Source organism: Streptomyces sp. NPDC001204 (genome assembly GCF_053598035.1).
The window spans coordinates 616,406-642,854 of sequence record NZ_JBSFJL010000001.1 but is presented as its reverse complement, the minus strand read 5'-3'; the positions used below and the strand labels follow the sequence as shown (position 1 = coordinate 642,854).

Annotated in this window: 21 protein-coding genes and 2 pseudogenes; 17 read left to right on the top strand and 6 right to left on the bottom strand. The window is 73.7% G+C overall.

Annotated elements, in window-relative coordinates:
* A pseudogene (locus tag ACWC91_RS02935) lies at window positions 1-131 on the top strand (succinate--CoA ligase subunit alpha); the annotation flags it as partial.
* Window positions 132-315: 184 nt separating this feature from the next.
* Here ACWC91_RS02935 and ACWC91_RS02930 read toward each other — a convergent pair.
* Window positions 316-1,215, bottom strand: coding sequence for a sigma factor-like helix-turn-helix DNA-binding protein (locus tag ACWC91_RS02930; RefSeq protein WP_281157212.1), 900 nt, complete (start codon window positions 1,213-1,215; stop codon window positions 316-318).
* 96 nt (window positions 1,216-1,311) lie between these two features.
* Between ACWC91_RS02930 and ACWC91_RS02925 the strand changes: the two genes are divergently transcribed.
* On the top strand, window positions 1,312-3,213 hold the full coding sequence (locus ACWC91_RS02925) for a cell division protein PerM (RefSeq protein ID WP_281157214.1): 1,902 nt from the start codon (window positions 1,312-1,314) through the stop codon (window positions 3,211-3,213).
* On the opposite strand, the gene ACWC91_RS02920 is transcribed toward ACWC91_RS02925, so the two are convergent.
* Window positions 3,203-3,991 (bottom strand): hypothetical protein, encoded by a 789-nt coding sequence (locus ACWC91_RS02920; RefSeq protein WP_225079009.1) that lies wholly within the window; start codon window positions 3,989-3,991, stop codon window positions 3,203-3,205. The two genes, ACWC91_RS02925 and ACWC91_RS02920, sit on opposite strands and share 11 nt — an antisense overlap.
* Window positions 3,992-4,317: 326 nt before the next feature.
* On the opposite strand from ACWC91_RS02920, the gene purN reads away from it, so the two are divergent.
* Window positions 4,318-4,947, top strand: coding sequence for a phosphoribosylglycinamide formyltransferase (purN, locus tag ACWC91_RS02915; protein WP_225079008.1), 630 nt, complete (start codon window positions 4,318-4,320; stop codon window positions 4,945-4,947).
* Complete coding sequence (gene purH, locus ACWC91_RS02910) at window positions 4,944-6,506, top strand: bifunctional phosphoribosylaminoimidazolecarboxamide formyltransferase/IMP cyclohydrolase (RefSeq protein ID WP_225079007.1); 1,563 nt, start codon at window positions 4,944-4,946, stop codon at window positions 6,504-6,506. Before purN ends, purH begins: the two co-directional genes overlap by 4 nt.
* A gap of 166 nt (window positions 6,507-6,672) precedes the next feature.
* Here the strand turns inward: purH and ACWC91_RS02905 are convergent.
* Window positions 6,673-7,150, bottom strand: a pseudogene (locus ACWC91_RS02905) (FHA domain-containing protein); the annotation flags it as partial.
* A gap of 126 nt (window positions 7,151-7,276) precedes the next feature.
* The gene (locus tag ACWC91_RS02900) at window positions 7,277-7,867 is read right to left on the bottom strand and encodes a hypothetical protein (protein ID WP_450644578.1); all 591 of its coding nucleotides are present in this window, start codon (window positions 7,865-7,867) and stop codon (window positions 7,277-7,279) included.
* A gap of 272 nt (window positions 7,868-8,139) precedes the next feature.
* Between ACWC91_RS02900 and ACWC91_RS02895 the strand changes: the two genes are divergently transcribed.
* From ACWC91_RS02895 to ACWC91_RS02840, 12 genes are all read left to right on the top strand, one after another.
* The gene (locus ACWC91_RS02895) at window positions 8,140-8,994 is read left to right on the top strand and encodes a bifunctional methylenetetrahydrofolate dehydrogenase/methenyltetrahydrofolate cyclohydrolase (RefSeq protein WP_225079005.1); all 855 of its coding nucleotides are present in this window, start codon (window positions 8,140-8,142) and stop codon (window positions 8,992-8,994) included.
* Window positions 8,984-9,481 (top strand): DUF3017 domain-containing protein, encoded by a 498-nt coding sequence (locus ACWC91_RS02890; RefSeq protein ID WP_172632876.1) that lies wholly within the window; start codon window positions 8,984-8,986, stop codon window positions 9,479-9,481. Before ACWC91_RS02895 ends, ACWC91_RS02890 begins: the two co-directional genes overlap by 11 nt.
* A gap of 557 nt (window positions 9,482-10,038) precedes the next feature.
* Window positions 10,039-11,427: a helix-turn-helix domain-containing protein gene (locus ACWC91_RS02885; RefSeq protein ID WP_450644581.1), complete on the top strand. Its 1,389-nt coding sequence runs from the start codon at window positions 10,039-10,041 to the stop codon at window positions 11,425-11,427.
* A gap of 387 nt (window positions 11,428-11,814) precedes the next feature.
* Complete coding sequence (locus ACWC91_RS02880) at window positions 11,815-12,804, top strand: malate dehydrogenase (protein WP_450644583.1); 990 nt, start codon at window positions 11,815-11,817, stop codon at window positions 12,802-12,804.
* A 219-nt stretch (window positions 12,805-13,023) separates the two neighbouring features.
* Window positions 13,024-14,772 carry a hypothetical protein gene (locus tag ACWC91_RS02875; RefSeq protein ID WP_225079002.1) on the top strand — a complete coding sequence of 583 codons (1,749 nt, stop codon included), beginning with the start codon at window positions 13,024-13,026 and terminating at the stop codon, window positions 14,770-14,772.
* A 24-nt stretch (window positions 14,773-14,796) separates the two neighbouring features.
* The gene (locus tag ACWC91_RS02870) at window positions 14,797-15,150 is read left to right on the top strand and encodes a hypothetical protein (RefSeq protein WP_225079001.1); all 354 of its coding nucleotides are present in this window, start codon (window positions 14,797-14,799) and stop codon (window positions 15,148-15,150) included.
* A gap of 12 nt (window positions 15,151-15,162) precedes the next feature.
* Window positions 15,163-16,077 (top strand): hypothetical protein, encoded by a 915-nt coding sequence (locus ACWC91_RS02865; RefSeq protein ID WP_450725768.1) that lies wholly within the window; start codon window positions 15,163-15,165, stop codon window positions 16,075-16,077.
* 193 nt (window positions 16,078-16,270) lie between these two features.
* Window positions 16,271-17,797: an aldehyde dehydrogenase family protein gene (locus ACWC91_RS02860; RefSeq protein WP_450643991.1), complete on the top strand. Its 1,527-nt coding sequence runs from the start codon at window positions 16,271-16,273 to the stop codon at window positions 17,795-17,797.
* Between the two features lie 106 nt (window positions 17,798-17,903).
* Window positions 17,904-19,433 (top strand): GMC family oxidoreductase, encoded by a 1,530-nt coding sequence (locus ACWC91_RS02855; protein ID WP_225078998.1) that lies wholly within the window; start codon window positions 17,904-17,906, stop codon window positions 19,431-19,433.
* Complete coding sequence (locus tag ACWC91_RS02850; RefSeq protein ID WP_450643992.1) at window positions 19,433-20,569, top strand: quaternary amine ABC transporter ATP-binding protein; 1,137 nt, start codon at window positions 19,433-19,435, stop codon at window positions 20,567-20,569. The genes ACWC91_RS02855 and ACWC91_RS02850 overlap by 1 nt, the downstream gene beginning before the upstream one ends.
* A complete protein-coding gene (locus tag ACWC91_RS02845; protein WP_281156139.1) occupies window positions 20,569-22,512 on the top strand; it encodes an ABC transporter permease in 1,944 nt (647 codons plus the stop codon). Before ACWC91_RS02850 ends, ACWC91_RS02845 begins: the two co-directional genes overlap by 1 nt.
* A gap of 1 nt (window position 22,513) precedes the next feature.
* Entirely contained in the window at window positions 22,514-23,467 is a 954-nt protein-coding gene (locus ACWC91_RS02840; RefSeq protein WP_281156140.1) for an ABC transporter substrate-binding protein, read from the top strand.
* Between the two features lie 63 nt (window positions 23,468-23,530).
* On the opposite strand, the gene ACWC91_RS02835 is transcribed toward ACWC91_RS02840, so the two are convergent.
* Complete coding sequence (locus ACWC91_RS02835; RefSeq protein WP_450643993.1) at window positions 23,531-24,061, bottom strand: carboxymuconolactone decarboxylase family protein; 531 nt, start codon at window positions 24,059-24,061, stop codon at window positions 23,531-23,533.
* 47 nt (window positions 24,062-24,108) lie between these two features.
* On the opposite strand from ACWC91_RS02835, the gene pdxR reads away from it, so the two are divergent.
* Entirely contained in the window at window positions 24,109-25,527 is a 1,419-nt protein-coding gene (gene pdxR / locus ACWC91_RS02830) for a MocR-like pyridoxine biosynthesis transcription factor PdxR (RefSeq protein WP_450643994.1), read from the top strand.
* Between the two features lie 30 nt (window positions 25,528-25,557).
* On the opposite strand, the gene ACWC91_RS02825 is transcribed toward pdxR, so the two are convergent.
* Window positions 25,558-26,412, bottom strand: coding sequence for a hypothetical protein (locus ACWC91_RS02825; RefSeq protein ID WP_225079022.1), 855 nt, complete (start codon window positions 26,410-26,412; stop codon window positions 25,558-25,560).
* Window positions 26,413-26,449 lie beyond the last annotated feature (37 nt).

Genomic DNA, 26,449 nt, shown 5'->3' with positions numbered 1-26,449 from the left:
CGGGCGCCATCGTCTCGGGTTCCTCCGGTACCGCCCAGGCGAAGAAGGAGGCCCTGGAGGCCGCGGGCGTCAAGGTCGGCAAGACCCCGACCGAGACGGCCAAGCTGGCTCGCGCCATCCTCGGCAGCTGAGCACCGGCCGCCCCGGGCGGCTGCACACGGCCGCCCTCGGCGGCCGAGCTCTCCGAGCCGGTCCGGTGGGCCCACCCCCAGACGGGGGCGGGCCCACCGGCGTTTGCGGGGGCGCACCGGCGTCATCCGCGCAGGCACACCGGCGTTTCCGGGAGCGGACCAGCCGGTCGGCGGCCCGGCCGAGTCATCTGGGTTCCGGTGCCAGCCGCTGCGGCCCGCCCGCCGCCTCCTTCCTCAGCTCGGCGCGCAGCGCGAGCGCCTCCGGCGAGAGCGGGCCGAGCATGCCCTGCACCGGCAGCCCCTGGACCGAGTGCCCCGGGGACACCGGGGCCAGGTAGTGCATGGGGGCGGTGCGCAGGGTGAGCGTCGTCGCGCCGATGATGGCGGCGGTGAAGGCGATGGCGGACCGGGTCCAGAACCGGGTCCGGCGTTCCCCGGCCGTGCGCACGCCCGCCGGCTCGCCCGCCCCGAGGCGTTTCGCCGAGGCCAGGCGGACCAGCCGCCGGTGCAGCTCCGCCGGATCGGACAGCTCCGGCAGGCGCGCGGCGAGCGCCTCGCGCGCGTGCATCAGCCGGTTCGCCGCGGCCGGGGTGCTCGCCTCCGTCTCCGCCGCCGTCTCGGGCAGGCCGAGGCCGACACCGTCGTAGAGCACCAGGGTGCGGCGGTACGACGGCGGGAGCAGCAGCAGGGCGCGGTGCAGCGCGCGGTCCGCGGGGTCGGACGGCGGGTCGGGGACGTGACCGCGCCGGCGGAAGAGGTGCCAGGGGGACAGCGCGCACTCGTACGCCACCGCCCGCACCCAGCCCGCCGGGTCCCGGTCGTGGGCCACCTCCGGCCAGCGCTGCCAGGCCAGTTGGAAGGCCCGTTCCACGGACTTGCGCGCCCGCTCGTGCCGGCCGGTGAGCAGATAGGCCTGCCGTACGAGGGCGGGGGCGCAGAACGCGTACAGGATGTCGAAGGCCTGAGCGGGTGTCAGGGCGGTGTCCGCCTTGTCGGCGGCCTGATCCCGCGTCAGGGAGGCGGCCGTGCCGGAGCGCCGGCCCTCCGTGGGGGATGGCAGCGGGTTCGCATGACTCTTCGTCATGATGCGTCCCCCGGTGTGAATAGGAACATAATCGTATATTGAGTGACACGGCGGAGGTTCGCCTGTTGCGCCGGTAAAGCGTGTGTCGTTGGGAGCATGGAAGCCGTGATCCAGACGACCCGCCGACGTCCACCGCTCTCACGCCTTCGCACCCGCCTGCGGGACCGCTCACCCGGCTTGGGAGCCGGCTTCGTGGGTGGTGCGGTCGCGGCGGGGCTCGGCCTCGGCTCGTTCGCCGTGGTCGTCGTCGCGCTGTGGATCAGCTCGCCGTATCCGGACAGCGGACCCGGCGGCGCGCTGCACGTCGCCGCCGCGCTGTGGCTGCTGGCGCACGGCGCCGAACTGATCCGCACCGAAACCCTCACGGAGGTACCCGCGCCTGTCGGCGTGACCCCGCTGCTGCTGATCGCGCTGCCCGCGCTGCTGGTGCACCGGGCGGCCCGGGACGCGACCGACGGGGGCGGCGGCGGGCCGCTCCTCCCACCCCGCACCACCTGGGCGGGCATCGTCCTCGGCTACCTCGCCGTCGGATCCGGCGCCGCCGCGTACGCGGACGGCGGTGCGCTGCGGCCCTCGTGGGCGTGGGCGGCGGCGTGCGTACCGCTGGTCACCGCGGCGGCCGCGGGTAGTGGCGTGTGGAAGGCCTACGGCTGCCCCCGCGCACCCCTGGAGCGGGCGTTGCGACGGCTGCCGGGCGGCGTGAGGCGGCTGCTCCTCGGGCCGGGCCCGCAGGTGCGCCCGGGTGCCGCGGCGCGGGCTGCGGGGGCCGGTGCCATGGTGTTCGCCGGCGGCGGGGCGCTGATGCTCGTGGTGTCGCTGGTGGTGCACGCCGGGACGGTCCAGGAGGCTTTCCTGGAGCTGACCGAGGGCTGGTCGGGACGGTTCGCCGTGCTGCTGCTGTGCCTGGCCCTGCTGCCGAACGCGCTGCTGTGGGCGGCGGCGTACTCCCTCGGACCCGGCTTCGTGCTCGGCGCCGGTCATGCCGTCGGCCCGCTGTCCTCCGCCCCGGCCCCGCTGCTGCCGCCCTTCCCGCTGCTCGCCGCGGTTCCGGACCCCGGCCCCGGTACCGCGCTGAACTGGGTCACGGTGTCGCTGCCGGTGACGGCCGGGCTGACGATGGGCTGGTTCGTGGCCGGGGCGGCGGTGCGGGAGGATCGGGGCGGCGCGGAGCGGGACGGCGGAGAGGCACGCGCGGGCGTGCGGGCCTGGTCGTGGCGGCGGACGGTGGCCGGTGCCGGGCTGGCCTGTCTGCTGTGCGCGGCGGTTCTCGGGGCGCTCGCGGCACTGGCCGGCGGTCCGCTCGGGGGCTCCGCACTCGCCCGGTTCGGGCCCGTCGGGTGGCAGGTGGGCGCTGCGGCGCTGGTGTGGACCGTGACGGCGGCCGTGCCGACGGCCGCGGCGCTGCGGGCATGGCGCTGCCGCTCGGGCCGGGTGGCGGTGGGCGGCGCGGCCGGGCCGGAGACCGGCGAACCCCGGGCGGGTGCGACCGTCACGGTGCCGCGTCCTTCGCCCGCCGAAGCCATGCGCGGAAGAGTGCGCCGGTGGGGCCTGCTGCTGCGGGCGAAGGCCCCGAAGCCCCGGGCCCCGCAGCCCACGCCGGTGCCCGATCGCTACGACGACCTCCTCGAGCCGTACGACGTACTGCTCTTCGACCCGCCGGTGCCGGGACCCCCCTCCTGGCGCGAGGACGACGGAGCGCCGCAGGCCCGCTGGGCCGCGCCGAAGGAGACGGAGGCAGGGACGGAGCCGCCGCGTGAGGCCGCGGCGGCGGAGAAGAACGCGAAGCCCGAAGGAACCGTGAGGCCGCCCGTGCCGCCGAAACCGCTGGATCCCCCTCCGGCCCCCGGTCACGGGAACGAGGTGACCCCGCCCACCCGGCGGGAACCTTCCGTTCGCGACCCGTGGGAATCCCCGCGCGAACCCCTCGCGCCACGACCACCCGGACAGGACTCCGGCGCGGAGGAGCCCCCCGCGCCGGACGCCCCCGTCAGTCGCTGATCCCCAGCACTCCCCGCAGCTCAGGCGGCAGATGCTGGTCGCAGGACTGCTTGGCCTCGTTGGTGAGGGCGTCGTTCACGCACGAGTAGTAGTCGCGGTAGACCAGCTGCGCCGTGAAGTTCACCGCGACCAGGGCGAGCGCCAGTGACGCGGTGACCAGGCCGCTGACCGCGGCCGTCGTCTGGGGGCGGCCCTCGGGCGCCGGTCCGCCCGGGCCCTGCCCGCGCGGCTTGGCGCGCAGCGAGCTGACCCCCCAGTACAGGGAGAGCGCGCCCAGCAGCAGGGCCACGTACGGCCAGCTGAACAGGGCGAAGAAGAAGGCCCACATGCCGCACAGCAGGGCGTACCGCGCACGGCGCTGGGCGGGGTCGGTGGGGTCCCAGCGCGGACCGGGGCCGCCGCTCGGGTTCTGCGGGCCGCCGGGCCGCTGCGGGCGCTCGCCGAATCCGCTGGAGGAGCGGCCGGGCTGGCGGTCGCTCCACTGGCTGCCCCAGGGGGCCTGGCCGCCGCCCTCGCCGGACCCGTCGGATCCGCCCTCGGACGACCCGTCACGGCCGGACTGCGGACGGGGCTGCCACGGGCGGTCGGGGGTGCCCTCCGGGGGCGGTGCGAAGGGGTTGTCGTCGGGGGTGGCGCTGCCGCGTCCGGCGCCGTCCCGCCCGTCCGAGGACGCGTCCGGAGGCGAGGACGGGCGCTCCCGCAGCAACACGGCACCGCGCAGCCGTCCCTGCGCCGGCTGGGAAGGGGAGGTGAGGGGTCGCAGGCTGCGGTCCGGCATCAAGTGAGCGTCTTCCCCTTGGTGAGTCACGACTGATCTGGCACGACCGTTCCGGCACGGACGATCCGGTGGAGAGGTTCCCCCCGAAGGCGCTGGGTGCCCACGGTCCGGGGACTCTCACCGCGTGAACGCACGGTGCGTGCGGTGCGTTCCCGTACCAGCTCTCCTCAGACGCTACCTTCCGACCACGCCCCCGTCCCATGGGGGCCGTCCGAAGTGCCGGTATCGTTGCTGACGGTCGGCCGGTTCGTAGGCTTCCCCGTATCCGGGGGCGCGAAGCATTCGTACGACCGTACAAAACAGCTTCCCCGAGAAAGGGCCCCATCGTGGCCGCCAAGCCCGTGGCCAAGCGCCTCGTCGTGCTGGTCTCCGGATCCGGCACCAATCTTCAGGCGCTCCTCGACGCGATCGCCGACGTGGGAGCCGAGGCCTACGGCGCCGAGATCGTCGCCGTGGGCGCCGACCGTGACGGCATCGAGGGGCTGGCGCGCGCCGAGCGCGCCGGGCTGCCGACCTTCGTGCGGAAGGTCAAGGACTACGGCACGCGCGAGGAGTGGGACGCGGCGCTGGCCGAGGCCGTCGCCGCCCACGAGCCCGACCTCGTCGTCTCCGCCGGGTTCATGAAGATCGTGGGGAAGGAGTTCCTCGCGCGGTTCGGTGGGCGGTTCGTCAACACGCACCCCGCCCTGCTGCCCAGTTTTCCCGGGGCCCACGGTGTGCGGGACGCGCTCGCGTACGGCGCCAGGGTCACCGGCTGCACCGTCCACTTCGTCGACGACGGCGTCGACACCGGCCCGATCATCGCCCAGGGCGCGGTCGAGGTCCGGGACGAGGACGACGAGAGCGCGCTGCACGAGCGCATCAAGGAAGTCGAGCGAAGGCTGCTCGTCGAGGTCGTGGGGCGGCTCGCCCGCAACGGCTATCGCATCGAGGGACGAAAGGTAGTTATCCAGTGACCGCCGAGAACAAGCGGCCCATCCGGCGCGCGCTCGTCAGCGTCTACGACAAGACCGGCCTGGAGGAGCTCGCGCGCGGGCTGCACGAGGCGGGCGTCGAACTCGTCTCCACCGGCTCCACCGCCGGCCGGATCGCCGCGGCCGGCGTGCCCGTCACCAAGGTCGAGGACCTCACCGGCTTCCCCGAGTGCCTGGACGGCCGGGTCAAGACGCTGCACCCCAAGGTGCACGCCGGCATCCTCGCCGACCTGCGTCTGGAGGACCACCGGCGGCAGCTGGGCGAGCTGGGTGTCGAGCCCTTCGACCTCGTCGTGGTCAACCTCTACCCGTTCCGCGAGACCGTCGCCTCCGGCGCCTCGCCCGACGAGTGCGTCGAGCAGATCGACATCGGCGGCCCCTCGATGGTGCGCGCCGCCGCCAAGAACCACCCGTCCGTGGCCGTGGTCACCAGCCCGGACCGCTACGCCGACGTCCTCGCCGCGGTGCGGGACGGCGGCTTCGACCTCGCCACCCGCAAGCGCCTGGCCGCCGAGGCCTTCCAGCACACGGCCGCCTACGACGTGGCCGTCGCCTCCTGGTTCGCCTCCTCCTACGCGCCCGTCGACGAGTCCTCCTTCCCGGACTTCCTCGGCGCCACCTACGCGCGCAAGAACACCCTCCGCTACGGCGAGAACCCGCACCAGCCCGCCGCCCTCTACACCGGCGGCCCGGTCGGCGGACTCGCCGAGGCCGAGCAGCTGCACGGCAAGGAGATGTCGTACAACAACTACACGGACACGGACGCCGCCCGCCGTGCCGCGTACGACCACGACGAGCCGTGCGTGGCGATCATCAAGCACGCCAACCCGTGCGGCATCGCGGTCGGCGCCGACGTCGCCGAGGCGCACCGCAAGGCGCACGCCTGCGACCCGCTGTCCGCGTTCGGCGGGGTGATCGCGGTCAACCGCCCGGTCAGCAAGGAGATGGCCGAGCAGGTCGCCGAGATCTTCACCGAGGTCATCGTCGCGCCGGACTACGAGGACGGCGCGCTGGAGGCCCTCGCCAAGAAGAAGAACATCCGGGTGCTGAAGGCCCCGAACGGACCGTGCGGCCGGGTGGAGGCCAAGCACATCGACGGCGGCGTGCTGCTCCAGGCCACCGACCGGCTCCAGGCCGACGGCGACGACCCGGCCAACTGGACCCTCGCCAGCGGCGAGGCGCTGCCGGCCGGCGAGCTGGCCGAACTCGCCTTCGCGTGGCGTGCCTGCCGGGCGGTCAAGTCCAACGCGATCCTGCTCGCCAAGGACGGCGCCTCGGTCGGCGTCGGCATGGGCCAGGTCAACCGTGTCGACTCCTGCAAGCTGGCGGTGGAGCGGGCCGGCGCGGAGCGGGCCCGCGGTTCCTACGCGGCCTCGGACGCGTTCTTCCCGTTCCCCGACGGCCCCGAGATCCTCATGGCCGCCGGCGTCCGCGCGATCGTCCAGCCGGGCGGCTCGATCCGCGACGAGCAGGTCGTCGAGGCCGCGCAGAAGGCGGGCGTGACGATGTACTTCACCGGGACCCGCCACTTCTTCCACTGACCGGCGAACGCCCCTGACGGCCGCGGCCTCCGGCTCTCTCGCGGAGAGAGCCGGAGGCCGCGTTCACGCGGACCCCAGCACGAGGGCAGCGGGTTGGTCTCCGAGGCGATGCCGTTGCCGCACATCCAGCCCCGGGCCCCGTTGTCCGCCTGGGTAGACCCAGCGGGTGGGGTGCGGGCCGCCGTGGTGCTGCCCGCAGGGCGGCGGGCACCGCGAAGCAGCGTTCGCTGCGGTCCACGGAGAAGGCGGGCGCGGTGGGTTCGCCGTCGGTGGCGCCCGTGCCGCTCAGGCAGTCGTGCCGTGGCGCCCACACCTCGATGGGCAGCAGGTCCCCGGCCACGGGCAGCACGATCCGGGAGAACTCGAAGGGACCAGGCGCGTCCAGCCGCCCCGGTGCGACCTTGATGTGCTCGCCGGCGCCCTCCGGGTTCTCCACGGCATAGGTGTGGCGGGCGGAGAGGTTGCTCAACAGCCGGAACGCCCCGTGCGCGGTGATCTCACCGGCGCGGCGGGACACCCCGTCGTGCGCGATCACCAGGTCGTTGTCAGGGGGCGGAGCGCCCGGAGGCGAGGCGCTCGCAGGGCGCGAGCCGGAACTGGGCGCCGTGCCGCTCGTCCCCCGCGGTCGGCGGAGGTAGCACGATGACGCAGTACGAGGTGCGTCTCCCCGTGCCTGACGGCTACGGAATCCACACGGGGGCGACGCGCCAGGGCCGTGTCCCGCTTTGTGTGGTTCCGACACGGCCCTCGGAGCAAATGGCGCGAACTGTTCAGTAGTTGGGGCGGTTGAACCAGGCGCCGCCGGCCTTGTTGGCGCAGAAGACGATGATCAGAATGCCCATGGCGAGGCTGAGCAGTGCCAGGACGTTCCCGCCCACCAGGCTCAGCAGGCTGAACAGGATGACGAACGAGCTGTACACGATCGCGGAGACGCGCACGCCGCCGCGCCCGGCGGGGACCTTCACGGCGGTGAAGATCGCCCAGAACGCGAACGCCAGCACGAGGACACCGAGGACGATCATGACGCCCGCGCCGATGCTGGCCGCCTTGTCCGCGTCCGCGGCGGAGACGTTGTCGTCGGCGGAGACGACTTCCTGGATCTTGTCGGCGAACCAGCTGCTCGCCACCATCATCACCACGCCGCCCAGCGCCTGAAGACCACCGAGCACGAACAGCAGCACGCGGGCCGCCTTCACGGTGCCCGGCATCGTCTGCGGCACCGGTGCGCCGTACGGTTGCTGCACGGGCGGGGCCTGCGGGTAGCCGTAGCCGGGGGCCTGGCCCTGCGGATAGCCGAAACCGGGCTGCTGGGGCGGCTGCTGCGGCGCGCCATAGGGGTTGTTCGAGTCGCCGTAACTCATGGCGGTTGATTCCTCCGTCGATCAGGTGCGGGGACGCGCGGCACCGTACGGAGGAGAGTTCACAGAAGTGCGGTCCGTCCCCCCGAAGAGCTGCCCGCGGCACTGTGCTCATCATGGTTCTTTACCGGCGACTTACTTGTCCAGCCGCATTCCGCATGTGTTGTGCAAGTGCAACATCACCGATCAAGACGGCCACGGGCGCCGGGCGCGGACAGAGGGCGCGGGACCTCCCGGATTGGAACCGTGAGCCGGTCATCCGCGAGGATGAGGACATGACCGCCCAGATTCTCGATGGCAAGGCCACCGCAGCCGAGATCAAAACCGATCTGACCGCCCGCGTGGCGGCGCTGAAGGAGAAGGGCGTCACGCCCGGACTCGGCACGATCCTGGTCGGGGACGACCCGGGCAGCCGCAAGTACGTCGCCGGCAAGCACCGCGACTGCGCCCAGGTCGGCATCGCCTCCATCCAGCGGGAACTGCCGGCCACGGCGACCCAGGACGAGATCGAGGCGGTCGTCCGGGAGCTGAACGAGGACCCCGCCTGCACCGGCTACATCGTCCAGCTGCCCCTGCCCAAGGGCATCGACGAGAACCGCGTCCTGGAGCTGATGGACCCGGACAAGGACGCGGACGGCCTGCACCCGATGAACCTCGGCCGGCTCGTCCTCAACGAGCCCGCCCCGCTGCCCTGCACCCCCAACGGCGTGCTGACGCTGCTGCGCCGCCACGGCGTGGAGATCAAGGGCGCCGAGGTCGTGGTCGTCGGCCGCGGCGTGACCATCGGCCGGCCGATGCCGCTGCTGCTGACCCGGCGCAGCGAGAACGCGACGGTGACCCAGTGCCACACCGGCACCCGCGACCTGTCCGCGCACCTGCGCCAAGCTGACATCATCGTCGCCGCGGCCGGCTCCCCGCACCTGATCCGCGCGGAGGACGTCAAGCCCGGCGCGGCCGTCCTCGACGTCGGTGTCTCCCGCAACGCCGAGGGAAAGATCGTCGGCGACGTCCACCCGGACGTGGCCCAGGTGGCCGGCTGGCTGTCCCCGAACCCCGGCGGAGTCGGCCCGATGACCCGGGCCCAGCTGCTGGTGAACGTGGTCGAGGCGGCGGAGCGCAGTGTCGGCTGAGGTGGAGGGCACCGGGCGGGAGCCGTCTCCCGCGGAGCCGGAGACAGAGGTACGGGACGCGGCCGGCGTGCCGGCCGCCGCGGGGAAGCCGCGCCGGGACACACGCCGCTTTCCGATGCTGACGCGGGACACCGCGCGGCCGGAGGGCGGCGGCCGGGCCGCGCCCGGCGGCGCCCCGGCGCCCGCCCGGCAGTGGCCGCTGCTGGCCGTGCTGGGCACGGTGGGGCTCGGGCTGCTGGTGACCGCCTTCGACGCCTTCAGGGTCGGGCTGCTGCTGATCGGGCTCGCGCTGCTCGGCGGGGCCGGGCTGCGCTGGTTCCTGCCCCGGGTCGGCATGCTCGCGGTCCGCTCCCGCTTCACGGACATCGTCACCTACGGCCTGCTGGGCTGCGTCATCGTCCTGCTGGCGCTGATGGCCCAGCCCAGGCCCTGGCTGGAGATTCCGTTCCTGGACGACGCGCTGCACTTCACGGTCCGCAACGGCTAGCGCTGGGACCGGAAAGGTTCACCGGCTCGCCTTTCCGCTCGCAGCGCTCGCCGTCCGGCGTTCGCGGTGGCGGCCCATCCTCTCCCCCGAGTCAGGACGGGCCGCCGCCGGGACCAACCCTCCTGCACCGTGAACGGGCTGTTCAACGCCTGTCCGTGCGCTGTGGCACGGAAGTGACCGTTCCGCTACGGTGTCCGCGCTCTGCCACAGGACCTGACCCGGCCCCGCCGGGTGGGCCGGGGACCTCTGCGACGCACGAGGTCACGCCGGGATCCGGGATGTGCCGATGTGTCGACAGAACCCGCCGCGTGGGTGAGGCCTCCCGCCCGTCGGGCTAGCGTGGGCAGCCGGCGCACCGGCGCACGCTTCGGTTCGAATGCTTCCGTGCGCCCCTGACGCGGGACCTGAGATCCTGGCGGGGCGCACTCCTGTGGGTAGCGAGAACCGAGAACCGAGAACCGAGAACACTGAAGTACACCGACGACCGAGGGAACGGACTCGGCACAGGACGTCATGCGCGGGGAACAACCAGCACGTACCGGGGGGAAGGGGAAGCGATGCCTCGTTGGAAGGCCTTGCCCGATGAACTCGATCCACAGATAAGGGAGTTCGCGAGCCAGTTGCGCAGGCTCGTGGACCGCGGCGGCCTGAGCATCGCCGCACTGGCCGATCGCACGGGCTACAGCAAGACGTCCTGGGAGCGCTATCTCAACGGACGGCTCCTCGCGCCCAAGGGCGCGGTCGTGGCACTCGCCGAGGTCACCGGCACCAATCCGGTCCACCTCACGACCATGTGGGAGCTGGCCGAACGGGCCTGGAGCCGTGCGGAGATGCGCCACGACCGGACCATGGAGGCCATCCGGATAGCCCAGGCGCGCGCCGCATTGGGGGAGTTCGGCGCGGCGGCACCCGGCGCCGAGGCGGGCGGGGGCACGGCGGTCCGCAAGAACGGCACCGCCACGGCGGCCCCGGGGAGCGCGGGCCCGGCGGGCGCGTCCCCCGCGGTGCCGGTGCAGCCGACGGCGTCCGACGCCGACGCCCGTGAGGGCGCGGCGAGGAAGGCGTCGCCGGCCTCGGAGGGCGTCTCGGGAACGGCTGTCCTCCCGGCCGCCGCACCCACACCCGCCGCGCCCGGCCCCGGCCCGGACCCCGACCCCGCCTCCGACGCCCGCCCCGACTCCGCCACCGGATCGGGTTCCGGTTCCGAGGCGTCGGGCGGCAACTCCTGGGGGCTGGCCGGTTACCGGGGACCGTCCCGGACGGGTGGACGCGCCCCCGGCACCACGGCGTCCCCGGCCGACGGCGCCGTGCCGGCTGCCGGAACTTCGGGTCCGCACCCCGCGGCTTCCACCGGCCCGTACGCCCAGGGCGACCCCGGCCGCACGTACACCCAGGGCGCCCAGGGCACGCACGGCGAGCCTCCGCGGTCCCCCCGTCCCGCATCCTCCGGCGGGGCGCGCAAGCGGCAGGTGATGATGTTCCTCGCGGGCGCGGCCAGCGCCCTGGCCGTGATCGGCGCGGTCCTCTTCCTCACCGGAGGCGGGGACGACAAGAAGGCCGCGGAAGCGCCCAAGTCGCCCTCCCCGTCCGCCGACGTCAGCCTGCCGCCCGGTGTCAAGTGCGTCGCGGACGGCTGCACCGGCAAGGACGCCGAGGCCATGGGGTGCAGCGGCAACCTGGTGAGCACGGTCGAGAGCGTCACCGTCGGCACGACCCTGGTGGAGGTCCGCTACAGCAAGACCTGCGGTGCCGCCTGGGCCCGTATCACCCAGGCCGTCCAGGGCGACGAGGTCCGGGTCACGGTCGGTGCGCGCACGGAGCGCGGCACCCTCGCGGCGGCCGGCGAGACGATCGCGTACACGCCCATGGTCGCGGTGCGGGACGCGACGCAGGCCAAGGCGTGCGCGACGCTGGCGTCGGGACAGACGGGGTGCACCAGTCAGTGAGACCGGGGAGCAGCGCTCCAGGCCCGTCCGGATGACAAGTGGCGCGGGACAGGTGTGGGGGCCGCCGAACCGGGCACGCGGACAGTACCCCCACGGGAGTCCGGTTCTCCGGCAACCCCCACACGGCGGCCGCCCTCGTCCCTCCTCTCCCGGACGGGCGGCCGCCTCTCCCACGTCGACGGGTCGCTCTGTGGGCCGGGCCACAGGGGCCCGGCCCACCGGGATCCCGGAGAGGCGATAGCCTGACGGCCGGATCTCTCTTGACGCCAAGAGATCGATCATCCGTTAGTGATCGGTCATCGCGGCGCCGCCGGTCAGCGGCCGGCGGCGGGATCCCGCACCCCGGGGCAGGGACGCCCCACCGCCTGCTGTCATACGGAGAACGCCATGACCCGCACTCCCGTGAACGTCACCGTCACCGGCGCGGCCGGCCAGATCGGTTACGCCCTGCTCTTCCGCATCGCCTCCGGCCAGCTGCTCGGCGCGGACGTGCCGGTCAAGCTGCGTCTCCTGGAGATCACGCCGGCGCTGAAGGCCGCCGAGGGCACGGCCATGGAGCTCGACGACTGCGCGTTCCCGCTCCTTCAGGGCATCGACATCAGCGACGACCCGAACATCGCCTTCGACGGTGCCAACGTCGCCCTCCTCGTCGGTGCCCGCCCGCGCACCAAGGGCATGGAGCGGGGTGACCTCCTCGAGGCCAACGGCGGCATCTTCAAGCCGCAGGGCAAGGCCATCAACGACCACGCCGCGGACGACATCAAGGTCCTGGTCGTCGGCAACCCCGCGAACACCAACGCGCTGATCGCCCAGGCCGCCGCGCCGGACGTGCCGGCGGAGCGCTTCACCGCGATGACCCGTCTGGACCACAACCGCGCGCTGACCCAGCTCGCCAAGAAGACGGGCTCGACGGTCGCCGAGATCAAGCGCCTCACCATCTGGGGCAACCACTCCGCGACCCAGTACCCGGACATCTTCCACGCGTCGATCGCCGGCAAGAACGCCGCCGAGGTCGTGAACGACGAGAAGTGGCTGGCCGACGACTTCATCCCGACCGTCGCCAAGCGCGGCGCGGCCATCATCGAGGCCCGCGGCGCCTCCTCGGCCGCCTCCGCCGCCAACGCCGCCATCGACCACGTCCACACCTGGGTCAACGGCACCGCCGACGGCGACTGGGCCTCCATGGGCATCCCGTCGGACGGCTCCTACGGCGTCCCCGAGGGCCTGATCTCCTCCTTCCCGGTCACCTGCAAGGACGGCTCGTACGAGATCGTCCAGGGCCTGGAGGTCAACGACTTCTCCCGCACCCGCATCGACGCCTCCGTCAAGGAGCTGGCGGAGGAGCGCGAGGCGGTCCGCTCGCTCGGCCTCATCTGAGCCACCACGCCTGTCCGCGAGGCCCCGTTCCGGTTCCGGCCGGAGCGGGGCCCGCGCGTTCGTGCCGCCCGGTCGGGAGCGAAGGAGACGGCCGCTGTGTGGCTCGTGTCACCGTGGTGTCCTCTTGACAAACCGCTTCCCTCGCGGCTTTCCGCGCCCCTATGCTGATAGTTCATCAGTTCCGTAGCACTGAGGACCGTTCACACTCGGGGGAGTCGCGTGAGCACCGCATCCGTGCCGCAGCAACCGCAGCCGACGCCCCCGGACGTGCCCCCGCCCGTGCCGCCGCACGCGAGCGAGGCCACCCGGCTGCTGTGCGCGGGGACTTATCTGGACGCCGCCTTCCGGGACCGCGTCATCGAGGAACTGCACCTCAACGAACAGCGGATCGTGGCCCCCTCCCTCGGCTTCGACGCGGCGCGCGTCCTGGCCCACGCCCTGCGCGCCCGCCGCGTGGAGGTGGGCTGGGCCGCGGCGATCGTGGGCCTGTGGATCGTGGGGTGGCCGCTGACCGGCGGAGCGATGGCCGTCTACCTGCTGCCCGGCCTGCTGCTGGCGACGGGCGTGGCCGTCCGCGGCGACGACCCGCGCGAGCCGGCGGGACGCAAGGCGGCGGCGCTCGCCATGCGCTGGCTGGGCCGCCTGGTGTTCGGGGTCCTCCTGATCGCCACGGTGGTCGCCGCGTTCTCCAGCAAGGAGGAAGCCGAGGCCGCCCGCTACGGCTACGTCGACGGCCCGAAGGGTTTCCTGCTGAGCCTGCTGCCCGGACTGGCCGGCCTGCTCGGCGGCCACGCTACGATCGGCGCGCTTCAGGCCTGGCTGGCGCTCGTGCTGTTCCTGGCCGTCGCCGTGTGCGCGGGCGTGCAGCGCAGCCAGTTCGCTCGCGCCCTGGGCGGCGAACTGGCCCCGGAGCGCTTCCCGGACGCCGCCTCCGACCCGGCGGAGCGGGCGGAGAGCCCGCGCTTCCAGCGGCTGAAGGAGCGCATCCGGCTGGAACAGCACGCCCCGCTGGTCATGTACCGCGAGTCGCGCCCGTTCTGCGGCGCGGGCAAGGCCCACGACACCTGGGTGCTCGCCGTCGAGATGCGCCCCGCCGAGGGGAAGAAACCGCTCCCGCTGAGCAACCGCACGGTCCTGGACACCGTCCGGTCGCTCCTGGAGGGCCTGCGGCTGCCCCCGCGGTACGCGGGGCACGCGGTCCGCGACCGGCTGCGCTGGCTGGAGCTGGACGAGTGCGTGTTCCTGCCCGCCGAGGGCATGACCCGCCGGGAGGACGCCCCGTACGGCCCGGAGGCCTTCGAGGCGCACCGGGACCGGGCCGTGGAGGAGGGCGCCGAGAAACGGCGGCACTTCCTGCGAGTGCGGGTCGGCGGCTGGGAGGAGGAACTGGTCGTCACCGTCTACGTGCGCATCCACACCCAGGGGCGGATGCTGATGCTGGAGATCGCCCCGCATGTGCTGATGCCGGTCCGGGAGGACTTCAAGGACGCCGACCGGACGGCCCATCAGCTGCGCACCAACAGCGCGTTCGGCAGGGCGACCTGGGCCGCCGGGCAGGTCCCCGTCTCGGCGGTCCGCTCCCTGCTCACCCTGTTCCAGGCCGCCGGCCACGGCTGGCAGCTGCTCACCGGCGGCTACGGCAACGCCCTGCCCGAGGGCCCGGCCGTGTCCGTACGGGAGCTGGGCGCGGCCCGTTCCCGCTCGCTGTTCCAGCAGATGGACGTCGACCGCTACCTGCGCAGCATCCAGGACCGCATCGCGCACGGCGTCCGCACGGCCCTGACCGAACACGGCTACCGGACGGGCGAGTTCGTCCAGAAGGTCGTCAACATCAGCAACGGCGGTGTGCACATCGACTCGGTCGCGCGCAGCACGTTCGCGATCGGCGCGCACGCCCGGGCGACCTCCGCCACGGACGACGGCGCGTACCCCCCGACCACCACCTCCCCGACCACCGACGGTCCGTGACCGGACAGAAGGGACCCGGCAGCGATGACCACCGCGGATGAGCCGGGCGTCAGCATCGGCGACGTCTCGCACAGCACCTTCGCCATCGGCAGCCACGCGCATGCCGAGAGCCACCACCACACGGCCCCGCGCGACCCGGCCGACGAGGAACTGCTCCAGGCCGTACGAGAGCTGCGCGCCGATCTGCGGCGCCTGCGGAGCACCGACCAGACCCGGGACCTGGACGCCACGCTGGCCGACACCGAGGACGAGATCACCCGCACCGGCACCGCCGGGGCGAGCGGACGGCAGCGGCTGCGCGAACTGCTCACCGACGCCCAGTCGGTGCTGACCCTGCTCGCGTCGGCCGGGACGGTGGCCGGCCTGCTCGGGATGTGAGAGGAGAACACCGTGGCCAACGGGGGCGGGCGGCACTGGAACGAGGAGACCCAGCGCTGGGAGGACGGCGTGCGGGACGTGGCGCGGGCGACCCCGCCGCCGCCCGCCCGACCGGGCCATGCGCCGGCGCCGCCGCCGGGTGAGGTCCGGGATCCCGACGCGCCCGCCGGCGCGTGGCCCGTGGCGGCCCCGCCCGCGCCGCCGGCCGTGCCCGGCGGCCACAGCCGGCGCACCGTCTGGGCGGTGATCGGCGCGTCCGCCGCCGTCGGTGTCGCCGTGGCCCTGGTGGTGACCCTCGGTCCCGGTGGCAAAGGGCACGGCGACGATCGGGGCGCCGCCACGGCGAGCGGCACGCCGGCCACGACCGAACCGCCCCCGACGACGTACGCCCCACCGGAGCCGGACACCGAAACCCCGTCCCCGTCCTCGTCGGCCGACGAGCCGCCGGCCGGCTACACCGCCTACGACGACCCGGAGGGCTTCCGCATCGCCGTGCCCGACGGCTGGCAGCACCAGCGGTCCACCGTGAGCTCCCAGTACGGGATGGACATCGTCAACTACCGTGATTCCACGGGCCGTCACCGGCTCCAGGTGTACGAGGTGCAGGAGTCCTCCCCGGACGAGTCGTTCGACCAGTACCTGTCCGCGGACGTGCCCAAGCCCCGGGGCTTCCGGACGCTGTCCCGGGTCAACCTGGACAGCGGCGACTTCACCGGCTCCCGGCTGGAGTACCTGGCCGACTCCCTCAGGGGCGAACCGGACATCGGCACCTGGCACGTCGTGGACGAACGCTTCCGGGCCGCCGACGGCAGGCTGTACGCGCTCGCCTCCTACGGCCCCGAATCCGACGGCCGCGACGACGAGCAGGAGGTCCTCAGCGCGGCCCTGGACTGGTTCTGTCCGTCCTCCGCCACCTGCGCACACTGATCCACCGCCGCTCCGGACACCCGCACGTCGTCCTTTGTGTCCAGCAATGTCCCCAAGTTCCGTGACGCGGAACACTTCCGGTCGCCGGTAGGGCATGGACCTAGAGGAAGGGGGCAGGTGCCCGCTCACTCTCCCTGTGGATGACACGACGTGACACAGGGCAACTGAGCAGGAGCGGAAGGCAGTACCGATCATGGCGGACAGTACGGGACGCGGTGCGCGCGGCACCATCCACGCGGGCGGGGAGTGGCGCGAGGCGATCGGCGGCGCGACACGCGAGATCCTCGACCCCGCGGACGCGGCTCCGTTCGCCGTGGTCGCGGAGGGTGACGAGAAGGACGCGGACGTGGCCGTCGAGGCCGCCCGCCGCGCCTTCGACGGCGGCGAGGGCGCGTGGCCGCGCACACCGGTCGCCGAGCGCGCCGCCCTGCTGCGCCGGGTGGCCGACCTCCTGGTGCGCGACCGGGAGGAACTCGGCCTGCTGGAGAGCCGGGACACCGGCAAGACCGTGGAGGAGGGCCGCGTCGACGTCGACTGCGTCGCCGACGCCTTCCGCTACTTCGCCGGACTCGTCGCCGCGGAAGCCCCCGGCCGGGTCGTGGACGCGGGCACGCCCGACGTGCACAGCGTCGTCGTGCACGAGCCGGTCGGCGTCTGCGCACTGATCACGCCCTGGAACTACCCCCTGCTCCAGGCCAGTTGGAAGATCGCCCCGGCGCTCGCCGCCGGAAACACCTTCGTCGTCAAGCCGAGCGAGATCACCCCGCTGACCACCGTCGCACTGATCGACCTGCTCGTCGAGGCGGGCCTGCCCGCGGGCGTGGCCAACATCGTCACCGGCCCCGGCCACACCGTGGGCGCCCGGCTCGCCGAACACCCCGACGTGGGCCTGGTCTCCTTCACCGGCGGCCTGGTCAGCGGGGCGAAGGTGGCCCGGGCCGCGGCCGGCACGGTCAAGAAGGTCGCCCTCGAACTCGGCGGCAAGAACCCCAACATCGTCTTCGCCGACGCCTGCGCGACCGACGAGGGCTTCGACACCGCCGCCGACCAGGCCCTGAACGCGGCCTTCCTGCACAGCGGCCAGGTCTGCTCCGCGGGCGCCCGGCTCATCGTCGAGGAACCGGTCCGGGAACGCTTCGTCACCGAACTCGCCCGCCGCGCCCGGAAGATCCGCCTGGGCCGCGGCACCGCGCCCGGCGTCGAGTGCGGTCCGCTCGTCTCCGAGCAGCAGCGCGCCAGGATCGAGGCGTACGTCGCCTCCGCGCTCGCCGAGGGCGCGGTACCGCGCTGCGGCGGCAAACGGCCCGAGCCCGCGGAGACCCGGCCCGCCACCGGCTACTTCTACGAGCCGACCGTCCTCGACCACTGCACCCGCCAGATGAAGGTCGTCCGGGAGGAGGTCTTCGGCCCCGTCCTCACCGTCGAGACCTTCCGCACCGAGCACGAGGCGGTCGCGCTCGCCAACGACACCGAGTACGGGCTCGCGGGCGCCGTGTGGACCGCCGACGCGGGCCGTGCCCGGCGCGTGGCCGGCCGGCTGCGCCACGGCACCGTCTGGATCAACGACTTCCACCCCTACCTCCCGCAGGCGGAGTGGGGCGGCTTCGGCAAGAGCGGCGTCGGCCGCGAACTCGGCCCCGCCGGGCTCGCCGAGTACCGCGAGACCAAGCACGTCTACCAGAACCTCGCCCCCAGGCCGGTGCGCTGGTTCGCGGGCTGAGCCCCGCCGGCCGCGGGCGCGCACCCCGCCGCCGCGGCCGCATCCGGCACCACCGCAGACCCCGAAGTCCCCGGACCTCCCGACCCCCCACTGGAGTACGAGCCCGATGCCCGAGAGCACCCACGAGTTCGACTACGTCGTCATAGGCGGCGGCACGGCCGGTTCCGTCATCGCCTCCCGCCTCACCGAGAACCCGGACGTCACCGTCGCCGTCATCGAGGGCGGCCCCAGCGACGTGGGCCGCGAGGACGTGCTGACCCTGCGCCGCTGGATGGGCCTGCTCGGCGGCGAACTGGACTACGACTACCCGACCACCGAGCAGCCGCGCGGCAACTCCCACATCCGGCACAGCCGCGCCCGCGTCCTCGGCGGCTGCTCCTCGCACAACACGCTCATCGCGTTCAAGCCGCTGCCGTCCGACTGGGACGAGTGGGAGGCGGCCGGCGCCAAGGGCTGGGGCGCGGTCCCGATGGAGGCGTACTACGCCCGGCTCAAGAACAACATCGTGGCCGTCGACGAGAAGGACCGCAACGCCATCGCCCGCGACTTCGTCGACGCCGCGCAGGCCGCGCTCGCGGTGCCGCGCGTCGAGGGCTTCAACAAGAAGCCGTTCCACGAGGGCGCCGGCTTCTTCGACCTCGCCTACCACCCGGAGGACAACAAGCGCTCCAGCGCCTCCGTGGCCTATCTGCACCCGGTGATGGACGAGCGCGCCAACCTGACGATCCTGCTGGAGACCTGGGCGCACCGGCTCCAGCTCAACGGCGCCCGCGCCGAGGGCGTCCACGTGCGCACCAAGGACGGCGCCGAACTCCTCGTACGGGCCCGCCGCGAGGTCGTTCTCTGCGCGGGCGCCGTCGACTCGCCCCGGCTGCTGCTGCACTCCGGCATCGGCCCGAAGGCGGACCTGGAGAAACTCGGCATCCCCGTCGTCCACGACCTGCCGGGCGTCGGCGAGAACCTGCTCGACCACCCCGAGTCGGTGATCGTGTGGGAGACGAACGGCCCCATCCCGGAGAACTCCGCGATGGACTCCGACGCCGGCCTGTTCGTGCGCCGCGACCCCGCAAGCGCGGGCCCGGACCTGATGTTCCACTTCTACCAGATCCCGTTCACGGACAACCCGGAGCGCCTGGGCTACGAACGTCCGCCGTACGGCGTGTCGATGACCCCGAACATCCCCAAGCCGAGGAGCAGGGGCCGGCTGTACCTCACCAGCGCCGACCCGTCCGTCAAGCCGGCCCTGGACTTCCGCTACTTCACCGACGAGGACGACTACGACGCCCGCACCCTCGTCGACGGCATCCGCATCGCCCGCCGGATCGCGCAGACCGAACCGCTGGCCGGCTGGCTGAAGCGGGAGGTGTGCCCCGGTCCGGAGATCCTCGGCGACGCGGAGCTGAGCGAGTACGCCCGCAAGGTCGCGCACACCGTCTACCACCCGGCGGGCACCTGCCGGATGGGCGCCGCCGACGACGAACTCGCGGTCGTCGACCCCGAGTTGCGTATCCGCGGGCTGGACGGCATCCGGATCGCGGACGCCTCCGTCTTCCCGGCCATGCCCGCCGTGAACCCCATGATCGGTGTGCTCATGGTCGGGGAGAAGGCCGTCGACCTGCTCGGAGGTGAGCGCTGATGGCTCTCGAGGTCCCCACGCGCAAACCGCCCACCGACGACTCCGGGCCCACCCCCGTCTTCTCGGTGGACGGCCTGTGGAAGGTCTTCGGCCCGCGCGCCGACCGGGTCCCCGCCGACCGGGAGCTCGGCGCGCTCGGCCCCGCCGAACTGCGCGAGCGCACCGGCTGCACGGCCGCGGTCCGCGACGTCTCCTTCGACGTGCGCAAGGGCGAGGTCTTCGTCGTCATGGGCCTGTCCGGCTCCGGCAAGTCCACGCTGGTGCGCTGCCTGACCCGGCTGATCGAGCCCACCGCGGGCACCATCGCCATCGACGGCGAGGACGTGCGCGCCATGGACCGGGCCCGGCTGCGCGCCCTGCGCAGGCACCGCGCCGCGATGGTCTTCCAGCACTTCGGCCTGCTGCCGCACCGCACGGTCCTCGACAACGTGGCCTACGGCCTCCAGATCCAGGGCGTCGCCCGGTCCGAGCGGCGCGAGCGGGCCGCCGAGATGGTCGCCAAGGTCGGTCTGCAGGGCATGGAGGAGCGCCGCCCGGCCCAGCTGTCCGGCGGTCAGCGCCAGCGGGTCGGCCTGGCCCGCGCCCTCGCCGTGGACCCCGAAGTGCTGCTGTTCGACGAGCCGTTCAGCGCGCTCGACCCGCTCATCCGGCGGGACATGCAGGAGGAGGTCGTCCGCCTGCACCGCGAGGAGGGCCGGACGATGGTCTTCATCACCCACGACCTCCAGGAGGCACTCCGGCTCGGGGACCGCATCGCCCTGATGCGCGGCGGCCGCATCGTCCAGCTGGGCACCCCCGAGGAGATCGTGGGCTCCCCGGCCGACGACTACGTCCGCGAGTTCGTCCGTGACGTCCCGCGCGAGCAGGTCCTGACGGTCCGCGGGGCCATGCGTCCGGCCTCCGCCGAGGAGGCCGGCAGCGGCCCGGCGATTCCCCCGGAGGCCACGGTCGCGCAGGCCATCGAGGCGGTGGCCCGAGCGGGAGCACCGGCACGCGTGGTCGCCGGAGGCCGCTGCGTCGGCGTCGTCGACTCGGACGCGCTGCTGTCCGTGGTGGCCGGAACCGACGCCACGGCACCGCGCGGGCGCGGGGTGGCGGTCCTGCGCGACGCCGACGCCACCCCGGAGGCCGTCTGATGGCGGCGATCGGCGCCCCGGCCCTCCGTGCCGGCCTGCCCGGCGTACTCAAACGCCCCGCCGGCCACAAGCTCCTGGTCCTCGCGGCCCTGGCCGCCGTCCTCGTCCCGCTGGCCCACGCCCGCTGGGCGAGCGGAACGTGGCCGCACGCACTGACGGTCGACCTGTCCGGGCCGCTCGGCAGCGCCAGCGACTGGATCATCGACAACCGCGACAGCCACCCGCTGTTCCTCTACTTCCTCGGCCACGTCAGCAACGCGGTCGTGATCTCCGTGCGCGCCGTCTACCTGACGCTCCTCGCCGCCGGCTGGGCGGGTGTCACGGCCGCCACCGCCCTCGTGGCATGGCGCGTGGCCGGTGTCCGGCTCGCCCTCGGCACGGCCGCCGCCTTCGTCGCCTGCGGACTGCTCGGCATGTGGGTGCCGACCATGCAGACGCTCGCCCTGATGGTGGTCGCCGTCCTCGCCTCCGTCCTCGTCGGCGCCCTGCTCGGTCTGGCCGCGGGCCTGTCCGACCGCATGGACCGGGTCCTGCGCCCGGTCCTGGACACCATGCAGGTGCTCCCGGCGTTCGCGTACCTGCTCCCCGTCGTCCTGGTCTTCGGCATCGGCGTACCCGCCGCGGTCCTCGCCACGGTCGTCTACGCCGCCCCGCCCATGGCCCGGCTGACCGCGCTCGGCCTGCGCGGCGCGGACCCGGAGGTGCTGGAGGCGGTCGACTCCCTCGGCGCCACCGCACGCCAGCGCCTGCTGACCGCCCGGATCCCGCTGGCCCGCAAGGAACTCCTCCTCGGCGTCAACCAGACGATCATGATGGCGCTGTCCATGGCGGTCATCGCCTCCGTGATCGGCGCCGGCGGCCTCGGCGACCGCGTCTACCAGGCGCTCGCCTCGGTCGACGTGGGCGCGGCCCTCGCGGCCGGCATCCCCATCGTGCTGCTGGCCGTCGTACTGGACCGGGTGACCGCAGCCGCCGGAGAGCGCCTCGGACAGGAGCGGCACGGCGTCCGCCCCTGGGCCTGCGCCGCCGTCGCCGCCGTGGCCGCCGCCCTGACCGCGCGCCTGGCGGGCCGCCCGGACTGGCCCGCGGACTGGACGGTCGGCATCGCCGAGCCCGTCAACCGCGCCGTCGGCTGGATGACCGCCCACCTGTACTCCGGCGTCCCGTACATCGGCGGCACCGCCGACTGGGCGGGCCGCTTCACCACCTGGATCCTGGACCCGCTCCGCTCCGGCCTCCAGTGGCTGCCGTGGTGGTCGGTGCTGCTGATCGTCGCCGCCCTCGCGTGGCTGATCGGCACCTGGCGCACCGCGCTGACCGCCGTCCTCGCCATGGCCGCCATCGGTGTGCTCGGCGTGTGGAAGCCGTCCCTGGACACCCTGTCCCAGGTGCTGGCGGCCGTCGCCGTCACCCTCGTGCTCGGCTTCGCGACCGGCGTCGCCGCCGCCCGCAGCGACCGCTTCGAGAAGCTGCTGCGCCCGGTCCTCGACGTCTTCCAGACGATGCCGCAGTTCGTGTACCTGATCCCGGTGGTCGCGCTGTTCGGCGTGGGCCGCGCCCCGGCCGTCGCCGCGGCCGTCGTCTACGCCCTGCCCGCGGTCGTCCGGATCACCGCGCAAGGTCTGCGCCAGGTCGACCCGGCGGCCCTGGAATCCGCCCGCTCCCTCGGCGCGACCAGCGGCCAGCAGCTCCGCCAGGTGCAACTGCCGCTCGCCCGCCCGGCGCTGCTGCTCGCCGTCAACCAGGGCGTGGTGCTCGTCCTCGCCGTCGTCATCATCGGCGGCCTGGTCGGCGGCGGCGCGCTCGGCTACGACGTGGTCTTCGGCCTCGCCCAGGGCGACCTGGCGACCGGCCTGGTCGCCGGCGCGGCGATCGTCTGCCTCGGCCTGATGCTCGACCGGGTGACGCAGCCGACCGGCCGCCGCACCAGGAAGGGAGCGTGACATGGGACGCCGTACGACTCTCACCGCCGCCGTCGCGGTGCTGGCGCTGACCAGCGGCTGCGGCGCCGCCGACATGACCCGGCAGACCTCGCCGTTCGCGGGCGCGCGGGGCTCGAAGACCGTGACCCTGTCCGTGCAGTCCTGGGTCGGCGCGCAGGCCAACGTGGCCGTCGCCCAGTACCTCCTCGAACACGAGCTGGGCTACCGCGTCGACACCGTCCAGGTCGACGAGGTCCCCGCCTGGGACGCGCTCAGCCAGGGCCGCGTCGACGCGATCCTGGAGGACTGGGGCCACCCCGACCAGGAGAAGCGCTACGTCGACGACAAGAAGACCATCGCGCGGGGCGGCGACCTCGGAGTGACCGGGCACATCGGCTGGTTCGTCCCGACGTACCTCGCCAAGAGGTACCCGGACATCACGGACTGGAGGAACCTCGACAAGTACGCCCCGCTCTTCCGCACCGCGGAGAGCGGCGGCAAGGGCCAGCTGATGGACGGCTCCCCGTCCTACGTCACCAACGACAAGGCGCTGGTGAAGAACCTGAACCTGAACTACCAGGTGGTCTTCGCCGGTTCCGAGGCGGCGCAGATCACCCAGATCAAGCAGTTCGCCAAGGAGAAGAAGGCCTTCCTCACGTACTGGTACGCGCCGCAGTGGCTGTTCGAGAAGGTCCCCATGACGGAGGTGCGCCTGCCGCCGTACGAGGAGGGCTGCGACGCGGACGCGGCCAAGGTCGCCTGCGCCTACCCGCACACGGCGCTGCGCAAGTACCTCAACGCCGACTTCGCCCGGTCCGGCGGCGCGGCGGCCGCCTTCCTGAAGAAGTTCAAGTGGACCACCGAGGACCAGAACGAGGTCTCCCTGATGATCGCCGACCAGAAGCTCACCCCCGCCGAGGCGGCGGCGAAGTGGGTGGACGGCCACCGGTCCACGTGGAAGGCGTGGCTGCCCTGAACGAGGACGGGGCCCGCCGGGCCTCCCGGTCCAGGGGCCCGGCCGGCCCCTGGACCGGGGTCGTCACTTGTACTGCCCCGGCGTGTAGTGGCCCGGGACCGCGCGGGCCGTCACACCGAACCGGTTCCAGGCGTTGATCACCGTGATCGAGGCGATCAAGTGGGCCAGCTCGGCCTCCTCGAAGTGCGCGGCGGCCCTCTCGTACACCTCGTCCGGCACGAAGCCGTCGGTGAGGACCGTGACGGCCTCGGTCAGCTCGATCGCCGCGAGTTCCTTCTCCGTGTAGAAGTGCCGCGACTCCTCCCAGGCGCCGAGCTGCACGATCCGCTCCACGCTCTCGCCGGCCGCGAGCGCGTCCTTGGTGTGCATGTCCAGGCAGAACGCGCAGTGGTTCAGCTGCGAGGCGCGGATCTTGACCAGCTCGCGCAGCCGCGGGTCCAGGCCCTGTCCCGCGGCCGCGTCCAGCCGGACCATCGCCCTGTAGACCTCGGGGGCGTGCTTGGCCCACTGCATACGGGGCTCGTGCTCGGGCGCGTACGCGGGGGCGCCTTCGATGGTGTCCGTGTGTTCGCCGGTGTTCGTCGTCCTAGCCATATGCCCGACCCTATGAGCGAAGCAGCCCAGGAGTATGGTCCATTTCCATGGCGGAATCATGGGCCACTCTCGGCATCGACCTGCATCTGGAACCGGCCGGTCCCGGCGTGCGCCGCGGCCTCACCGACGCCCTGCGCGAGGCGGTCCGCACCGGCCGTCTGGTCCCCGGAACCAGGCTGCCCTCCTCCCGGACCCTCGCCGCCGACCTGGGCATCGCCCGCAACACGGTCGCCGATGCCTACGGCGACCTGGTCGCCGAGGGCTGGCTCACCGCCCGCCAGGGCTCGGGCACGCGTGTGGCCATGGGGGCACCCGCCTCGCCGTTCGGGCCGTCGCCGAGCGCGGACGTCCGGCAGACCGGCGCGGTCCGTCACCCGCGCGAACGCCCCTGCCCCGTCCACGACCTCGTCCCCGGCACCCCGGACCTCGCCTCCTTCCCCCGCACCCAGTGGCTCAAGGCCGCCCGCCGCGCCCTGGCCGCCGCCCCCCACCACGCCCTCGGCTACGGCGACCCGCGCGGCCGGCCCGAACTGCGCACCGCGCTGGCCGGTCATCTCGCCCGGGTCCGGGGCGTCCGCACCGACCCCGACCACCTGCTGGTGTGCGCGGGCTTCTCACACGGGCTGCGGATCCTCGGCACGGTGCTGCGGGCCCGCGGCGTCACCACGGTCGCCGTCGAGTCGTACGGCCTCGACGTGCACTGGGACCTCCTGGCCCGCACGGGCCTGCGCACCCGCCCCCTGCCCTTCGACGAACTCGGCACGGTCACCGGCGAACTGAGCGGCCCCGGAGCGGTCCTGCTCACCCCCGCCCACCAGTTCCCGATGGGCGTGCCCCTGCACCCCGACCGGCGCGCGGCCGTGACGGACTGGGCCCGGCGCACCGGCGGCCTGATCCTGGAGGACGACTACGACGGCGAGTTCCGCTACGACCGCCAGCCCGTCGGCGCGCTCCAGGGACTGGACCCCGACCGCGTGGTCTACCTGGGCACGGCGAGCAAGTCCCTGGCCCCCGGCCTGCGCCTGGCCTGGATGGCGCTGCCCCCGTCCCTCATGGCGGAGGCCACGGCCGCCAAGGGGCCCTCCGACACCTGCGGGGTGCTGGACCAGCTGACGCTCGCGGAGTTCATCACCTCCGGCGCCTACGACCGCCATGTGCGCTCGGCCCGCCTGCGCTACCGCCGCCGCCGCGACACCCTGGTCGAGGCCCTCGCCACCCGCGCGCCCGACGTCCGCCCCACCGGCATCGCCGCCGGACTGCACGCCGTGCTGCGCCTGCCGCCCGGCACCGAAGCCGCGGTGGTCCAGGCGGCCGCCTGGCAGGGCCTCGCCCTCCACGGACTGTCCCGCTTCCGCCACGAGCAGGCCGCCGTGGCACCGCTGGACGCCCTGGTCGTCGGCTACGGCACCCCACCGGACCACGCGTGGGCGGCGGCCCTGGACGCCCTGTGCCGGGTGCTGCCCTGACGACCCGTCGGGCGGCCCGTCGGGCGGTGGTCACCCCTCTTCGGCAGGCACCTTCGCGACCGGTCCTTCCTCGGCCGGCGCCTCCCCGAACCGCGCCAGCGCCAGGGCGCCCGCCACCGCCACCGCGAAGCCGAGCACCGCGAGCCAGGCCAGGCCCTCGCGGGTGCGGTCGCCCAGCCACACCACCCCGATCGCCGCCGGGCCGATCGTCTCGCCGATGACCATGCCCGCGGTGGCCGTGGTCACCGAACCGCGCTGGAGGGCCGAGGTCAGCAGCAGGAAGGCGGCTCCGCCGCCGAGCAGCAGGGCGTAGGCCGCAGGGTTGGTGAACAGCGCCGACGGGGCGAGCGAGTCGATCAGCCGCACCGCCACCTCGACCACGCCGAACCCGAAGCCCGCGCCCAGGCCCAGCAGCAGGGCACGGACGCGTTCGGGCAGGCGGCCGGCGAGCGCTCCGAGCAGCAGCACGGCCAGCGCCGCCCCGAGCATCGCCCACCTCAGCGCCGCCGAGCCGTCCTCGCGGCCCTCCGTGCCCGAGGCCAGCCCCAGCATGGCCAGACCGGCGCAGACGACGCCCACCGCCGACCACTCCACCCCGCTCAGCCGCACCCGCAGCAGCCGGGACGCGGTCACCGCCGTCACCGCGAGGCTGGCGGCGAGGGCCGCGCCGACCACGTAGATCGGCAGTGAGCGCAGGGCCGCGATCTGGAGCAGGAACCCGAGGCCGTCCAGGCCCAGGCCCGCCAGGTACCGCCACTGCCGCACCGCGCGCAGCAGCAGCGCCGCCTCCCCGCCCCCGCCGGTGTCCGCCGCGGCGCGCGCGGCGATGGCCTGGAGAACCGTCGCCGTGCCGAAACACACCGCCGCGCCGAGCGCGCACACCATTCCGAAGAGCACGAAGCGACTTTAGGGGAGCGGTCGA

What these genes read in the sequence shown, in the direction of transcription:
- ACWC91_RS02900 (WP_450644578.1), bottom strand. Translation starts at nt 7,867, where the DNA reads ATGAGTTACGGCGACTCGAACAACCCCTATGGCGCGCCGCAGCAGCCG.
- ACWC91_RS02885 (WP_450644581.1), top strand. Translation starts at nt 10,039, where the DNA reads ATGCCTCGTTGGAAGGCCTTGCCCGATGAACTCGATCCACAGATAAGG.
- ACWC91_RS02930 (WP_281157212.1), bottom strand. Translation starts at nt 1,215, where the DNA reads ATGACGAAGAGTCATGCGAACCCGCTGCCATCCCCCACGGAGGGCCGG.
- ACWC91_RS02880 (WP_450644583.1), top strand. Translation starts at nt 11,815, where the DNA reads ATGACCCGCACTCCCGTGAACGTCACCGTCACCGGCGCGGCCGGCCAG.
- ACWC91_RS02835 (WP_450643993.1), bottom strand. Translation starts at nt 24,061, where the DNA reads ATGGCTAGGACGACGAACACCGGCGAACACACGGACACCATCGAAGGC.
- ACWC91_RS02860 (WP_450643991.1), top strand. Translation starts at nt 16,271, where the DNA reads ATGGCGGACAGTACGGGACGCGGTGCGCGCGGCACCATCCACGCGGGC.
- ACWC91_RS02925 (WP_281157214.1), top strand. Translation starts at nt 1,312, where the DNA reads ATGGAAGCCGTGATCCAGACGACCCGCCGACGTCCACCGCTCTCACGC.
- ACWC91_RS02855 (WP_225078998.1), top strand. Translation starts at nt 17,904, where the DNA reads ATGCCCGAGAGCACCCACGAGTTCGACTACGTCGTCATAGGCGGCGGC.
- ACWC91_RS02825 (WP_225079022.1), bottom strand. Translation starts at nt 26,412, where the DNA reads ATGGTGTGCGCGCTCGGCGCGGCGGTGTGTTTCGGCACGGCGACGGTT.
- ACWC91_RS02850 (WP_450643992.1), top strand. Translation starts at nt 19,433, where the DNA reads ATGGCTCTCGAGGTCCCCACGCGCAAACCGCCCACCGACGACTCCGGG.
- ACWC91_RS02895 (WP_225079005.1), top strand. Translation starts at nt 8,140, where the DNA reads ATGACCGCCCAGATTCTCGATGGCAAGGCCACCGCAGCCGAGATCAAA.
- ACWC91_RS02870 (WP_225079001.1), top strand. Translation starts at nt 14,797, where the DNA reads ATGACCACCGCGGATGAGCCGGGCGTCAGCATCGGCGACGTCTCGCAC.
- ACWC91_RS02920 (WP_225079009.1), bottom strand. Translation starts at nt 3,991, where the DNA reads ATGCCGGACCGCAGCCTGCGACCCCTCACCTCCCCTTCCCAGCCGGCG.
- ACWC91_RS02845 (WP_281156139.1), top strand. Translation starts at nt 20,569, where the DNA reads ATGGCGGCGATCGGCGCCCCGGCCCTCCGTGCCGGCCTGCCCGGCGTA.
- pdxR (WP_450643994.1), top strand. Translation starts at nt 24,109, where the DNA reads ATGGCGGAATCATGGGCCACTCTCGGCATCGACCTGCATCTGGAACCG.
- ACWC91_RS02840 (WP_281156140.1), top strand. Translation starts at nt 22,514, where the DNA reads ATGGGACGCCGTACGACTCTCACCGCCGCCGTCGCGGTGCTGGCGCTG.